At 69.4% G+C, this 13,851-nt stretch carries 16 protein-coding genes and 1 pseudogene; 8 read left to right on the plus strand and 9 right to left on the minus strand.

Annotated features, from left to right (window positions below):
* The first annotated feature begins 37 nt into the window (after window positions 1-37).
* From FZ983_RS19200 to FZ983_RS19215, 4 genes are all read left to right on the plus strand, one after another.
* A complete protein-coding gene (locus tag FZ983_RS19200) occupies window positions 38-484 on the plus strand; it encodes a thioesterase family protein (protein ID WP_149225117.1) in 447 nt (148 codons plus the stop codon).
* 26 nt (window positions 485-510) lie between these two features.
* Window positions 511-1,665: an iron-containing alcohol dehydrogenase gene (locus FZ983_RS19205; RefSeq protein WP_149225118.1), complete on the plus strand. Its 1,155-nt coding sequence runs from the start codon at window positions 511-513 to the stop codon at window positions 1,663-1,665.
* Window positions 1,666-1,880: 215 nt separating this feature from the next.
* Complete coding sequence (locus FZ983_RS19210) at window positions 1,881-2,402, plus strand: DUF2249 domain-containing protein (protein ID WP_149225119.1); 522 nt, start codon at window positions 1,881-1,883, stop codon at window positions 2,400-2,402.
* Window positions 2,403-2,517: 115 nt separating this feature from the next.
* Window positions 2,518-3,420 (plus strand): SDR family oxidoreductase, encoded by a 903-nt coding sequence (locus FZ983_RS19215; protein WP_149225120.1) that lies wholly within the window; start codon window positions 2,518-2,520, stop codon window positions 3,418-3,420.
* Window positions 3,421-3,449: 29 nt separating this feature from the next.
* On the opposite strand, the gene FZ983_RS34180 is transcribed toward FZ983_RS19215, so the two are convergent.
* The 3 genes from FZ983_RS34180 to FZ983_RS19225 form a co-directional block, all read right to left on the minus strand.
* The gene (locus tag FZ983_RS34180; RefSeq protein ID WP_188092406.1) at window positions 3,450-3,602 is read right to left on the minus strand and encodes a hypothetical protein; all 153 of its coding nucleotides are present in this window, start codon (window positions 3,600-3,602) and stop codon (window positions 3,450-3,452) included.
* A 90-nt stretch (window positions 3,603-3,692) separates the two neighbouring features.
* Window positions 3,693-4,379, minus strand: coding sequence for a DUF6064 family protein (locus FZ983_RS19220; protein ID WP_149225121.1), 687 nt, complete (start codon window positions 4,377-4,379; stop codon window positions 3,693-3,695).
* On the minus strand, window positions 4,379-5,308 hold the full coding sequence (locus FZ983_RS19225) for an aldo/keto reductase (RefSeq protein ID WP_149225122.1): 930 nt from the start codon (window positions 5,306-5,308) through the stop codon (window positions 4,379-4,381). The genes FZ983_RS19220 and FZ983_RS19225 overlap by 1 nt, the downstream gene beginning before the upstream one ends.
* A 195-nt stretch (window positions 5,309-5,503) precedes the next feature.
* On the opposite strand from FZ983_RS19225, the gene FZ983_RS19230 reads away from it, so the two are divergent.
* The 4 genes from FZ983_RS19230 (at window position 5,504) to FZ983_RS19245 (ending at window position 8,661) form a co-directional block, all read left to right on the plus strand.
* Complete coding sequence (locus FZ983_RS19230) at window positions 5,504-5,950, plus strand: hemerythrin domain-containing protein (protein WP_149225123.1); 447 nt, start codon at window positions 5,504-5,506, stop codon at window positions 5,948-5,950.
* Between the two features lie 99 nt (window positions 5,951-6,049).
* Complete coding sequence (locus FZ983_RS19235) at window positions 6,050-6,745, plus strand: SCP2 sterol-binding domain-containing protein (RefSeq protein WP_149225124.1); 696 nt, start codon at window positions 6,050-6,052, stop codon at window positions 6,743-6,745.
* Window positions 6,746-6,750: 5 nt separating this feature from the next.
* Window positions 6,751-7,737 (plus strand): peptidase U32 family protein, encoded by a 987-nt coding sequence (locus FZ983_RS19240; RefSeq protein ID WP_149225125.1) that lies wholly within the window; start codon window positions 6,751-6,753, stop codon window positions 7,735-7,737.
* A 27-nt stretch (window positions 7,738-7,764) separates the two neighbouring features.
* Entirely contained in the window at window positions 7,765-8,661 is an 897-nt protein-coding gene (locus FZ983_RS19245) for a U32 family peptidase (RefSeq protein WP_149225126.1), read from the plus strand.
* A 254-nt stretch (window positions 8,662-8,915) separates the two neighbouring features.
* On the opposite strand, the pseudogene FZ983_RS19250 reads toward FZ983_RS19245, so the two are convergent.
* From FZ983_RS19250 to FZ983_RS19275, 6 genes and pseudogenes are all read right to left on the minus strand, one after another.
* Window positions 8,916-9,059 (minus strand): annotated as a pseudogene (locus FZ983_RS19250) (twin-arginine translocase TatA/TatE family subunit); the annotation flags it as partial.
* 18 nt (window positions 9,060-9,077) lie between these two features.
* Window positions 9,078-10,076, minus strand: a complete 999-nt coding sequence (locus FZ983_RS19255; RefSeq protein ID WP_149225128.1) for an FAD:protein FMN transferase — start codon at window positions 10,074-10,076, stop codon at window positions 9,078-9,080.
* Window positions 10,076-10,618, minus strand: a complete 543-nt coding sequence (locus tag FZ983_RS19260; RefSeq protein ID WP_149225129.1) for a nitrous oxide reductase accessory protein NosL — start codon at window positions 10,616-10,618, stop codon at window positions 10,076-10,078. Before FZ983_RS19260 ends, FZ983_RS19255 begins: the two co-directional genes overlap by 1 nt.
* Window positions 10,618-11,442: an ABC transporter permease subunit gene (locus FZ983_RS19265; RefSeq protein ID WP_149225130.1), complete on the minus strand. Its 825-nt coding sequence runs from the start codon at window positions 11,440-11,442 to the stop codon at window positions 10,618-10,620. Before FZ983_RS19265 ends, FZ983_RS19260 begins: the two co-directional genes overlap by 1 nt.
* Window positions 11,439-12,377: an ABC transporter ATP-binding protein gene (locus FZ983_RS19270; protein WP_149225131.1), complete on the minus strand. Its 939-nt coding sequence runs from the start codon at window positions 12,375-12,377 to the stop codon at window positions 11,439-11,441. The genes FZ983_RS19265 and FZ983_RS19270 overlap by 4 nt, the downstream gene beginning before the upstream one ends.
* The gene (locus tag FZ983_RS19275; protein ID WP_149225132.1) at window positions 12,374-13,732 is read right to left on the minus strand and encodes a nitrous oxide reductase family maturation protein NosD; all 1,359 of its coding nucleotides are present in this window, start codon (window positions 13,730-13,732) and stop codon (window positions 12,374-12,376) included. The genes FZ983_RS19270 and FZ983_RS19275 overlap by 4 nt, the downstream gene beginning before the upstream one ends.
* Between the last annotated feature and the right edge of the window lie 119 nt (window positions 13,733-13,851).

A 13,851-nucleotide genomic window follows, 5' to 3' on the forward strand; every position in this document is an offset into this window, starting at 1 on the left:
CTCAAAAAAAGCCCACCCGAGACAGAGAGGAACCCGCATGGACCGCAAGCACGACACCCGCGCCGCCTACCCCCATTTCCAGACCATCCCGACCCGGTGGATGGACAACGACGCCTACGGCCACGTCAACAACGTTGTCTATTACAGCTACTTCGACACGGTGGTGAACCAGTACCTGATCGAGAACGGTGCGCTCGACATCGAAACCAGCCCGGTGATCGGTTTGGTCGTGGACACCGGCTGCAGCTACTACGCGCCGGTCAGCTTTCCCGACCGGGTCGAGGCCGGGCTGCGCGTGGCGCGGCTGGGCACCAGCAGTGTCCGCTACGAGGTCGGGCTGTTCCGCAACGATGATCCGACTCCGGCGGCCTGCGGCCATTTCGTGCATGTCTACGTCGATCGCGAGACGCGCCGTCCGGCGGCGCTGCCGGAGACGCTTCGCGCCGTGCTGGAGCGGCTGGTCGCGCCGGCTGAAACCGCCTGATCCCCCCTTCCGGTGAGGACCGAGACATGATGGACTTCGTGTTCGAAACCACCCCCAAGCTGGTGTGCGAGGCGGGGGCGGCGACCCGGCTGGGCGAAATGGCAAAGGGACTGGGAATCCGCCGCGCGTTGATCGTCACCGACGCGGGTCTGGTCGCAGGCGGGCTGCTGGAGGCGGTGCAGGCCGGCTTCAGGGCCGCCGGCACCGCCTGCGCCCTGTTCTCCGACGTCGTGGCCGACCCGCCCGAGCAGTCGGTCGCGCTGGCAGTGCAGGCGGCGCGGGAGGCCGGGGCCGACGGCGTGATCGGGGTCGGCGGCGGCAGCTCGCTGGACACGGCGAAACTGGTCGCCCTGCTGACCGGCACGCCGCAGGATCTGTCGGACATCTATGGCATCGGTCTCGCCAGGGGGCCGCGCCTGCCGCTGATCCAGGTGCCGACCACCGCCGGCACCGGGTCGGAGGTGACGCCGATCGCCATCGTCACCACGCCCACCAGCGAGAAGAAGGGGGTGGTTTCCAGCCTGCTTTATCCCGATCTGGCGGTGCTGGACGCTCATCTGACGCTGGGGTTGCCGCCGCGGGTCACCGCGATGACCGGCATCGACGCGATGGTCCACGCCATCGAAGCCTACACCACCCGCCATAAGAAGAACCCCCTGTCCGACAGCCTCGCCCTGCGGGCGTTGAGCCTGCTGGCCGGCAACATCCGCACCGTCATCGCCGACGGACGCAACGTCGCCGCGCGCGCGGCGATGCTCCAGGGCTCGCTGCTCGCCGGCATCGCCTTCGCCAACGCGCCGGTCGGGGCGGTCCACGCCCTGGCCTACCCGTTGGGCGGCCATTTCCATGTGCCGCACGGGTTGAGCAACGCACTCATGCTCGGACCGGTGTTGGAGTTCAACCGGCCAGCGGCCGAGATGCTCTATGCCGAACTCGCCTCGGCGATCCTGCCCGGCAGCGCCTTTACCACGCCGGTCGAGGCGACGGATGCCTTCCTCGGCGCCATGCGCGATCTGGTCGCCGCCATGCCGATGGAGCAGCGACTGGAGCAGGTCGGCGTGCGGCGCGATGATCTGCCGATGCTGGCTGCCGATGCCATGAAGGTGCAAAGGCTCCTGATCAACAATCCGCGCGAAGTCACCTATGAAGATGCCTTGGCCCTATACCGCCAAGCGTACTGACGGCAGGGTTCTGTTGCATAATTTGCCGGCAACCGACGCCCTGTTGTCGGCCGACGACGACCACGCCTTCACCAAGGCGATGGGCGGCTGACGTCCCTACCCTCTCCGGCGCAAACCCTCTCCGGCGTTTGTGCTGGAGCAAAGAAGGCATTGGCGATCCGGGTTACAGCGGTGCATGGCGATCCTGCCGCTCCCCCACAGCCAGACGGACGACGATGCCGACCACAACCCTCCAAGGCACCCAGGCCACACGGGCCGAACCGGTCCTCGACCTCCGCGCCATCCCGCCCTACCAGCGCCACCAGTTGATCTTCCAGTCGGTGCAGGATCTGACTCCCGGCGACGGCTTCTCGCTGGTCAACGACCATGACCCGCGCCCGCTGCACCACCAACTCCTCAGCCTGTTCGGCGCCGGTTTCTCCTGGGAATACCTGCAGCAGGGTCCAGAGGTCTGGCAGGTCCGCATCGCCCGGCCCGAAGGGGCGGCGGCCACCAGCCTGCGCGTGCGCATCGACCGCAACGGCGACGTGGCGGTCGCGGCCGACGACGCGCGGCTGGGTCCGGACGGCAGCGGCGCATCGGTTTGCGAGGTGACGGACTGCCCGCCCGGCACGCTGACGGCCGACGTGCTGTCGCTGCTGCAGGGCGTGATCCCGCCGGCCGGCGTGGTCAGCATCGCCTATGAGCGGCTGCTGGCGCGGCGCAACGGCTCCTGCTGCGGCGGCATGTGCGGGTGAGGACAGGGGGACGTGGCGGCCGTTCCCAGTTTCGGAATGGCTGCCGCCCGCCCCGGCCGGCAACCAATCCGGCCCTACCCGGTTCTGTGTGTGACGCCCGACCAAGGAGACGCACATGGACCGGAGTGACGACACCGTATCGCCGCAGGATCCGCGGTACAAATACCCCCAGCCGCCCTTCAACGGCCAGTCGCAGCCCTGGCCGGGACTGGCCCGCGACATGGATCCGCCGCCGGACCATGGCGAGACCAGCTACAAGGGCTCCGGCCGGCTGGCCGGGCGGAAGGCGCTGATCACCGGCGGCGATTCCGGAATGGGACGTGCCGCCGCCATCGCCTATGCCCGCGAGGGCGCTGACGTCGCCATCAATTATTTCCCGACCGAGGAGCCGGATGCCCGCGAGGTCGTGGCGCTGATCGAAGCGGCGGGCCGCAAGGCCGTCGCCATCCCCGGCGACCTGCGCGAGGAGGCGTTCTGCCGGCAGATGGTGGCGGATGCCGTCGCCGGGCTCGGCGGGCTCGACATCCTGGTGTGCAACGCCGCGCGGCAGCAGGCCTGCCCATCCATCCTCGACCTGACCAGCGAGGAGTTCGACGCGACGATGAAGACCAACATCTACGCGCCGTTCTGGACCATCAAGGCGGCGCTGCCGCATCTGAAGCCCGGCTCGGTCATCATCGGCACAACCTCGGAACAGTCCTACGATCCGACGCCGGAGCTGTACCACTATGCCCAGACCAAGGCGGCGACGATGAACTACGTCAAGTCGCTGGCCAAGCAGTTCGCCTCGAAGGGCATCCGCGTCAACGGCGTGGCCCCCGGCCCGATCTGGACCCCACTGCAGGTCAGCGGCGGCGCCACTCAGGAGAAGCTGAAGCAGTTCGGCGGCCAGACCCCGCTGGGCCGTCCCGGCCAGCCGGCCGAGCTTGCCGGCATCTATGTCCAGCTTGCGGCGGAGGACGGCAGCTACACCACCGGCCACATCTATGGTGCCGCCGGCGGCAGCGGCCAGCCGTAAGGGCACCGACGGACGAATCCGTCCTGCCATCACCCCATGATGTCCTCGCCAAGCCTTCTGCCGTTGCAGGGAATGGTCTTAGCCCCGGCGAGCTCCGAAGGCAGATGGATGCAGAGCTCGAAGCCGACCAGCAGCGCAATGCTGAGGATCGACGAGGCGATGGCGATGAAGAGGACGGTCATGGGATCGCTCCATCCGGAGGCCGATTGCGATGTCGGAGCGATCCTGAGCGCATTCCCGCTTCAGCGCTGTGGGCTGTCCCACAGGTGGGTTCATTTCTGACCGGGCCGGCGGGTGGCAGACAGGACGGCGAGCACCGCCCCTGCCCCCGCCGCTGTCCCCGCCGCAGCCAGCATCATGACCCAGCTTTCCGCTGCTCCCATGCCGTACAGGGTCAGCCAGCCGGCAAGGCACCAGAGCAATGGGATGACGAGCAGCAGCCACGACCAGCGCCCGACCGCCATCAGGACAAGCCCGACCGTCGCGATGGCGGTCGGGTCCGGCGTGATGCCGAAAACCTCCGCTCCCCGCATCGGCCGGCCCACCAGCACCGCCGTCAGCGGGTGCAGGAAAAGGGCATAGAGGAACAGCCCGAGCGCCACCGATCCACGCCCCGTCCGGTCGAACGACCAGCGCATCCGCCTCCCGACCGACGCCAGCAGCACGGCCTGAAGCGCGAACAGCGGTGCGACGTAGGCTGCCGCCCAGTTGATGGTGGCGTAGCGCTCCCACAGGAAGCTCCAGGCGACCCAGACCCACAGCACCGCAAGGCTTCCCGCGACCGCCCGGTGCGACCACGGCCGCGGCCGGACCAGGAACCACAGGATCGCGATGCCCACCAGCAGCGTCAGCAACTGCGCCGGCCAGAGTGCCTCATTGTGGCGTTCGATCAGCCGCCAGTAGGTGCGCGGGCTGAACAGCAGGAAATCCTCGGCGGAGTAGGTCCACCATTCCGGCATCAGAGCGCCCTCACATGGTCGGCCATCCGTTTTCTCATCGCGGCGTCGGGCATCGGTCCGCTCATCGCGGCCATATTCTCCCGCACATGCGCGACCTGACTGGTCGCCGGTATGGCCACCGTGACGGCGGGATGGGAGATGATGAATTTCAGGACGACCTGCGCCCAGCTGGAGGCGCCAATGTCGCCGGCCCAGGCGGGCAGCGGCTGGCCGGCCAGCCGGCGGAGCAGGACGCCCTGCTGGAACGGGCGGTTGACGATGACGCCGATGCCGCGGTCGGCCGCCAGCGGCAGGATGCGGTCCTCCACCTCGCGGTCGACGATGTTGTAGGTGAGCTGCACGAAGTCGAGCGGCCGGCTGGCCAAGATCGTCTCCAGCAGGTCGTGGCGCCGGCCTTCGGACGTGGTGATGCCGACATAGCGGAGTTGGCCTGCCGCCTTCATCGCGAACAGCGTCTGCAGATGCTCTTCCCAGGACAGCAGGTTGTGGACCTGCAGCAGGTCGAAGCGCGGCACACCCCACAGGCTGCGCGACTGTTCGATCTGCGACGGCCCGCGGCTGCCGGAGGAAATCCAGACCTTGTCGGCCGAGAACAGGCTTTTGGGCTGCCCCAGCTTCCGCAGGCCGTATCCGACCACCTGCTGGGCGGAGCCGTACATGGGAGAGGAGTCGATCATCCCGCCGCCGGCCCGGAAGAAGGCGTCCATGACCGCCGCGCATTCGTCGCGCAGTTCGTCGTCGTCCCCGACATTGAAAGTGATCCAGGTGCCGAGCCCCACGGTTGGAATCGCCTCGCCCGTGGAGGGAATGCGGCGCATCGCCGGTGCGCCGGCCTGCGGAGTGGCCTGTGCTTTGGCGAATGCCGGCTGCATCGCCATGGCTGTCGCGGCCAAAGCACCCTGCAGAAACATCCGTCTTGTCGCTGTCATGCTCCCCTCCCTCACGCGGCTGTATCGCAAAGCCTGTCGGCGGCATGGACAGTCAGGTAGTGCGCGGACGCCGGAACCGCGTTACCCTGATCTTTCGGAGAACTGCTTGCTGTGGCGCAACGATGCCGGATGGGTGGGCCGGCATGCTGGCTTCAACGCCGCCCATGAAGGGTGGCAACGGTTGGAGACAAAATCATGGCCAACGTCACCGTCAGCACCGCACTCTACCGCGACCACCATGCCGGCGTCGGCCAGCTGGTCGGCCGCATCGAAGCGCTGCTCGCTTCGAAGACCGTGGAGTCGGACACGGCGGCGCTCACCGCCACGGTGCGGGAGCTGTTCGGCATCTTCGCCGTCCACCTGTCGCTGGAGGACAGCGCGCTCTACCCCCGCCTGCTCGCCCACCCGGATGCGAAACTGCGCAGCACGGCGGCGCGTTTCCAGGCGGAGATGGGGAACTTGCGGGCACGGTTCGACCTGTACCGCACGCGTTGGCCCGGACCGGTGGCGGTCGCCAAGGATCCGGCAGCCTTTGTCCGCGAGACACGCGAGGTGGTGGCTGCGCTGAAACATCGCATCGGCCGCGAGGACCGCGAACTGTACGACCTGATCGACCGCGCAGGGCTGGCCAGCGCCGCCTGAGAGCGACTTTTCAAGCTTAAACTTGACCGACGTCAATGACGGCGGGCGATTAGCGGATTTGATGGGCGGCGGAATGACCGATAAGGAGGGACTCCGCCCATGCGTGAGCCCATGCGTGAGCCCGCTGTCGCACCGACCGCGATTGATGACGACCGGGCCCGACGTTTCGAAGCCAGCCTGAGCCGTGCGGGGCTCGGGCTCGTCCCGCGGCTGGGGGAGAGGGTCAGCGATGCGTTGCTGGCCCGCCTTCTCCGCGTGCTGGCGGAGCGCCATCCGCGCGCCTTCGAGGCACTGCGCGAGATGCAGGACGCCTGCGTTCTGATCGAGCCGGTGGATGCACCGGTCGCGCTGATGATGCGCGTCGGGCCTGAGCTGTCCCTGCATGCCCGGCCCCGCGGGGCGGTTGGGACCGGTGCGGCTGCGGCCGATGCCGTCATCCGCGGCCCCTATGCCCGGCTGCTCGACCTGCTGGAGGGGCGGATCGACGGCGATGCCCTGTTCTTCCGGCGCGAGCTGACCATTTCCGGCGACACCGCCCTGATCCTGGCGTTGCGCAACACGCTGGACGGCGAGGACGAGATGGATCTGATGGCCGACGCCGCCTCCATCGCCGGGCCGCTGGCCCGCGCCCTGCCGGTGCTGCGCCGGAATGCCGGGCCGGTGCTGGACCGCGTCGAAGCGGCGCGCCGGCTGCTGCCGCCGCCGCTGCGGCGCGGGATCGAGCGGATCGGCGCGAGGATCGAAGCACGCCTGACCGGGACGGTTCCGGGGACGAATCCGGGGGCGGGGGCGTGAGGACCATGGACAATTTCGAACTGATCTGCCCGGCCGGCACGCCCGCCGCCCTGCGCGCCGCCGTCGATGCCGGGGCCGACGCGGTTTATCTCGGCTTCCGGGACGAAACCAACGCCCGCAATTTTCCGGGGCTGAACTTCACCCGGCAGGATGTGGCCGACGCGGTGGACTATGCCCACGCCCGCAAGGTGGAGGTCTATGTCGCCATCAACACCTATCCGCAGGCGGGCAATCTCGGTCCCTGGCAGAAGGCGGTGGACGACGCGGCGCGGCTGAAGGTGGATGCGGTCATCCTGGCCGATCCGGGCCTGCTGGCCTATGCCGCCAAGCGCCATCCCGACCTGCGCCTGCACCTGTCGGTCCAGGCCTCGGCCGCGAATGTGGAGGCGATCCGGCTCTACCGCGACGCCTTCGGCGTGCGCCGGGTGGTGCTGCCGCGCGTGCTGACGGTGCCGGAGATCGCCAAGCTGAATGCCGAGGTCGACGTCGAGACCGAGGTGTTCGTCTTCGGCGGCCTTTGCCCAATGGCGGAGGGGCGCTGCTCGCTGTCCTCCTACGCCACCGGCCTGTCGCCGAACAAGCAGGGCGTCTGTTCCCCGGCGACCCATGTCCGCTACGAGCAACGCGGCGGCGCGCTGGCCTCCACGCTGGGCGGCTTCACCATCAATGTCTTCGGCGAGGGCGAGCAGGCGGGCTATCCGACGCTGTGCAAGGGCCGCTTCGTCGCCGGCGGCGCGCCGGCCTACCTGTTCGAGGAGCCGACCAGCCTGAATGCCATGGATCTGCTGCCCGAGTTGAAGGCGGCCGGCGTCCATGCGCTGAAGATCGAGGGGCGGCAGCGCGGCAAGGCCTATATCGGCGCCGTCGTCCGCGCCTATCGCGAGGCGCTGGACAGCTTCGCCGCCGGCCGGCCGGTGCCGCACATCGACCTGCAGGCGATGGTCGAGGGCGGAACCCAGACCACCGGCGCCTACACCCGCGCCTGGCGCTGAGCATCGGGCGGTAAGGAGCATTACGGAATGACTGCGTCACTCACTTTGGGGCCGGTGCTGTTCAACTGGCCGGTCGACCGCTGGCGCGACTTCTACGCCCGCATCGCCGACGAGGCCCCGGTCGACACGGTGATCGTCGGCGAGATCGTCTGCTTCAAGCGGGCGCCCTTCTTCGCCGAGGCGATGGGGGAGGTGGTCGAACGTCTGACCGCGGCCGGCAAGACGGTGTGGCTCGCCAGCCCGATCCTGGTCGGCAGCGAGCGCGAACGGTCGGCGATGCGCGATCTGGTGTCGGCCGATGCCGGGATTGTCGAGGCGAACGATATGGGGGCGCTGGCGCTGCTGGCGGGGCGCCCGCACGCCGTCGGGCCGACGATCAACGTCTACAACGAGGCGACGCTGGCCTGGATGGCGGAGCGCGGCGCGGTGGCGGTGTCGCTGCCGGCCGAACTGCCGGCGGCCACCGTGGCGGCGCTGGCGAAGGCCGGGCGGGAGTTGGGCGTCGCGGTGGAGGTGCAGGCCTGGGGCCGGGCGCCGCTCGCCATCTCGGCCCGCTGCTATCACGCGCGCGCTCATGGGCTGCACAAGGATGGCTGCCAATTCGTCTGCGGCAACGACCCGGACGGGTTGCCGGTGACGACCATGGACGGCCAGCCCTTCCTGACGGTCAACGGGACGCAGACGATGTCGCACGGTTGCCTGTGCCTGACGGCGGAGCTGCCGGCATTGGTGGGGATGGGTGTTTCGCGCTTCCGCCTGTCGCCGCAGGCGATGGACATGGTGCGGGTGGCAGAAGCGTTCCGCGCGGTGCTCGATGGGCGGCGCGACGGGGCCGAGGTCGCGGCGGAACTGGGCGGGCTGATCGACGCGCCGCTGGTGAACGGCTTCTACCACGACACCGCGGGGGCGCTGCGGGTGGCGTGAGGGGACTGTTTGGAGGTGGGAAGTCAGACCCCCACCCCAACCCTCCCCCGCTCTCAGCGGACCTACGGTCCGCCTGCCGCGTCAGCACAAAGCGTAGCTTTGTGCGAGAGCTGGGCGGGGGAGGGGGCAAGTGCTTGTGCGGGAGAGCGGCGGCAGTCCCTCCCCCGCTGGGCGGGGGAGGGTTGGGGTGGGGGCATCGGAGCCGACGTTCAATTACGCCGCCCCCTTCCCCATCACGCGATCGGCTTGCGCTCCTCCTCGTCGTCCTTCAGGCCGGACTTGAAGCTCTTAATGCCTTTGGCGAAGTCGCCCATCACGCTCGGCAGCTTGCCGGCGCCGAACAGCAGCAGAACGACCAGCAGAACGATGGCCCAGTGGAACAGGCTGAAGCTTCCCATGACGATGATCCGATCTGTTTAGGCGGGCAGCCGCAGGATGCGGCCGTCGGGGCGGGTGAAGCGGGCGGTGACGCCGGGATGGGCTGCGAGGATGGCCGGCACCCGATCTTCCGGCACCACCGAAAGCGCGGTCGACAGGGCATCGGCCGTCGTGGCGTCCGGTGCCTGTACCGTAACCGCCTGCCAATGGACCGCGCAAGCACCGCTCGCGGGCTCGAACAGGTGGGTGAAGCGGCCGGCGGAATCGAAGCGGGTGCCGTAGCCGCCGGTGGTCGCCAGCGCGCCGTCGGCAAGCTCCAGCGTCGCAACCGTCCGGTCGGGGTCGGCCGGATCGGCGAGGCCGACGGTCCAGGGGCGGCCGGAGGGGTGATGGCCGAGCGCCCGCAACTCTCCCATATCGACCAGCACGCGGTCCATGCCCTCGGCCTTCAGCCGCTCCGTCACCCGGTCGGTGATGTAGCCCTGGGCGATGCCGTTCAGCGTCACCGCCATGCCAGGACGGTCGAAGGCGATGCGGTCGGGCTCCACGCGCAGCGCCCGGACATCGACCAGCGCCCGCGCGGCACGGACGGCGCCTGCCGGCGGGCCGGCGGGGTCGGCGCCGGGCCGGGCGAAATGGCCGGCATAGAGCTGCCACAACGGCTGAACCGTGGGGTCGAAGGCGCCGCCGGTGCTGCGGCCGAAGGCGGCGGCCTGGGCCAGAAGGCGGACAAGGTCGGTCGGCGGCGCCTCCAGCGAACCGTCGCGGTTGAGACGGCGGAGCGCGGAGTCGGCGCGGTAGAGGCTGAAGACGCGCTCCAGCCGCGATACCTCATCAAGACTCAGTGCGATCAGGCGGTCGGCCTCGGCGGGGTCGGGATGGGCGATGGTCAGGCTGGCATCCGCCCCCAGCGCCACGCCGCGCCAGACCCGGACAGGCACGCCCGCGGCATGCAGAAGCCGGTGCGGCAGCAGCGACAGGCCGGCGGCGGCAGCGCCGATGGCGAGGACGCGGCGTCTGGTGAGGGTGGCGGCCATCAGTGGCCTCCCTCGGCGACGGGGCTAGCCGGCGGGGTGAGGATCTGGTCCTCATGCACGTCGGCGAAGCGCTGGACCGTGCCGCCATTGGCGGCGGCGAAGGCGCGGGCGGCGGATTCCTCGGCGAAGGGATAGGGCTCCGCATCGCCCATGCCGCCGCGAAGCTTGCTGCCCAGCACGTACCAGGCCTTGCGCGCCTCGACCCAGACGGTCAGGTCGGGGGCGGTGGGGTCCTTGGCCTTGCCGACGTCGGTGACGTAGATGGCGCTGATCTCCTTCGGCTCCTCCGGCAGCATGGTGAAGGCGAAGGTGTCGCGCACCGACGACAGCCAGATCGGCCGCTGCTGCCCTTTCACCAGGATCTGGCCCTTGGGACCGGGATGGTCGGCGAGGTTCATGCCGCAGTAATGGCCGATCGCGTCGGCGGTCAGGGTCACGGGCGGCGGCGGGGCGACCTCCGCCTTTTCCTGCTTGCAGGCGGACAGCGACAGCAGCAGGGCGGCGGCGACGGCGGCGGTCCGCAGGAGTGAGGTGGTGCGCATCAGATCTGCTTCCTCGAAAAGAGGGCGGCGGCCAGCGCCAGCGGGGCGGCGATCCAGCCGGCCATCACGGCCAGCAGCAGCGGGACCGAAAGCTGTACATGGGCGGCGAGGCCGGCGGTTCCGGCGAAGGTGCTGACGCCCTTGAAGCCGGTCAGGTTGAACAGGCGGTAGGCGTCGGCCGGGTTGGCGAGCAGCAGCCAGTTCAGCGCCTCCACCCCGATGCCGCTGCCGCCGACCAGCAGGCCGAGCAGGGCCATGTCATAGAGCAGCACGAAGCCGAGCCAGACCGCCACCGCGATGCCGGCCGCCGTGCCGCGGTCGCGCACGATGGTGGAGGCGAGATAGCCGAGCGCGGTGAAGGCGGCGCCCAGCATCGCGCTGGACCCGATCATCGAGGCGAAGGCGCGCCAGCTTTCATTGCCGATGGGCGCGTCGCCCATCGCCATCGCCACCCCGGCGGCGCCGTAGCCGACCACGGTGGCCAGCGCGATCACCGCGGCATGACCCAGGAACTTGCCGAGCAGCAGTTGCCAGCGCGCCACCGGGTAGGACAGCAGCAGGGTCATGGTGCCGCGGTCGATCTCACCCACCACCGCGTCGAAGGACAGCAGCAGCGCGATCAGCGGCAGCAGGAAGATGGTCAGGCTGGACAGGCTGACGATGGTGACCTCCACCGGGCCGACGCCGACCGTGCCGGTGGGAGCGGAGCCGAGGAAGCTCAGCGTCAGGGCCAGCGCCGCCATCAGCAGCGTGGTGGCGACGACCCAGCGGTTGCGGGTGGCCTCGCGCAGTTCCTTGCCGGCGATGATGAGCAGCGTGTTCATTCGGCGGCCTCCCGGCGCAGGAAATGGGCGTACATCTCGTCCAGGCTGGGCTGGACGATCTCGATGTCCTTGACGGCGATGTTGGCGGCCGGACCGTCGCAGGCGATGCGGCGCACCAGTCCGACCTTGTCGTCGTTGGCGCAGGCCAGTTCGACCACGCCACCGGCCAAGCGGGTCAGGGCGGCGCCCTCCCCCACCCGTGCGGCAAGCGCGTCGACGTCGTCGCTGGGCAGGGTCAGGCGGATGCGCACCGGCAATTGGGCGAGGCTGCGCAGGGTGGCGAGCGAGCCGTCGGCGACCTTGCGGCCCCGGCTCATCACCACCACGCGGTCGGCCTGCCCCTCCAGTTCGGTCAGGGCGTGGCTGCACAGCAGGACGGTGGTGCCCTGGTCGCGCAGCTCCGCCACGATGGCGTAGAAGCTCTGGCGCAGCGCCGGGTCGAGGCCAGTGGTGGGCTCGTCGAGGAACAGCAGCTTCGGGCCGCCGAGCAGGGCCTGGGCGAGGGCAAGGCGCTGGCGCATGCCCTTGGAATAAGTGGAGACGCGGCGCTTGATCGCGGCGGGCTCCAGCCCGACCTTCGCGAACAGCGCGTCGTTGTGACGGCGCGGGGCGCCCTTCAGCCGGGCGTAGAAGTCCAGCGTCTCCCGTCCGGTCATGTTGGGATGGAAGGCGACGTTTTCCGGCAGGAAGCCGATCTGGCGGCGGATCGGGGAGCAGGCGGCGCTGGCCGGGTCGCCGCCCAGCACGCGGATGCTGCCCTCGGTGGGTGTCGTCAGGCCGAGCATCAGCTTGATGAGAGAGCTCTTGCCGGCGCCGTTGTGCCCGACCATCGCCACGCATTCGCCGGGCGCCAGCGTCAGGTCCACGCCGCGCACCGCCTCGGTCTCGCCATAGCGCTTGGTGACGCCCCGCACCTCTGCGGTGAAGTCGGTCATGGCTGGTTCCTTTCGGCAGATTGGACGGGAACGGACATGGCGGGAGGCGCCATCAGCGGTGCGCTGTCGATCACGCCGCCGGGGTGCAGGGCCGGGAACTGCTTCTGCGCCCAGCGGATCACCTGGACGCCGGGGCTGTTCATCAGCAGCTTCGCCGCCGGATAGGCCCACATCACGCGGTCGACCACGTCGTTGGGGCGATAGGGCTCGTCGGAGATGCCGTCGCCGTTCAGGTCGAAGGCGGCATTGTCGGACCAGTAGTTGCCCCGCCCCTTCTCCGACCAGTCGAGGAAGCGGGTGCCGACATACTTCACCTGGGTGCGATTGCCGATGAAGGCGTTGCCGGTCATGCTGTTGCGCTCGGACCCGGCGGTGAAATGGACGCCGATCTCGCAGCCCTCGAACCGGTTGCCGGCGAAGCGGTTCTTGTTGGCGTTGTAGATGAAGACGCATTTCCAGGTGCCGCTGCGCAGCCGGCCGTCCATCGCCTCGCTGTCGTGGGGGATGTCGTTGTCGGCTAGCGCCTCGCCGCTGTCGGACACCGCGCCGGCGAAGCGGCCGGCGACGCTGTTGTTCGTGAACTGCGCGCTGTTGGCGGCGTTCAGCAGGAAGCCGTGCTCGCGGTCGGCGACCGATCGGTTGTCCTTCACCACCAGATTGTTGGAATACATGATGGCGTAGCCGACGCTGCTGCCGATCGAGACGTTGCCCGACACCTCGGAGTCGTTGGTGTACATGTAGTGGACGGCGAAGCGGACCCTCTCGAAGCGGTTTCCGGCGAACAGGTTCTTGCGCGAGGTGGTGGTGAAGACGCCGTCGCGGGCATCGCGCACGCTGTTGTCGAGCACGCGGGTACCGGGCGCGTTCCAGATCTGGATGCCGTTGCCGCGTTCCGACACGCGCAGGTCGGTGCGGCCGCCGACGTCGTTGCGGCGGACGAGGCTGTCGTCGGCGCCCCAGACATAGATGCCGATCAGCGTGTCGCGCAGCCGGTTGTCCTCGACCACGGCCCGCTTGGCGGTCTTGCTCAGGAAGATGCCGGAATGCTGGTCGAACAGGCTGGTGCCGGTGTTGCGCACCTCCAGCCCGCGCAGCGTGACGTCGGGGGCGGTGACGGTGACGACGCTGCCCTTCCCTTCCCCGTCCAGCATGGCGCCGGGCTCACCTTCCAGCGTCAGCGGCTTGTCGACCTTTACCGCGCCGACGTGCCGGCCGGCGGCGAGCCGCAGCGTGTCGCCGGGCGAGGCTGCGGCGATGGCGGCGGTCAGCTCGCCCGGCGCCACCGGGATCGTGGCCGCCAGCGCCGGGGTGCCGAGCAGGGCTATGCCGAGGAGGGTCGCCGTACGGAGGAGCATGAGGGAAGGGTCCTGTTTGGGGCGGATCCCCTCTCCCCCACGCTTTCGCGCAAACGAAGTTTGCGCTGTCGCGGCAGGCGGACCAAAGGTCCGCTGAGAGCGGGGAGAGGGTTAGGGTG

The sequence above is a fragment of the Azospirillum sp. B21 genome (genome assembly GCF_008364825.1).
Taxonomy (GTDB): domain Bacteria; phylum Pseudomonadota; class Alphaproteobacteria; order Azospirillales; family Azospirillaceae; genus Azospirillum.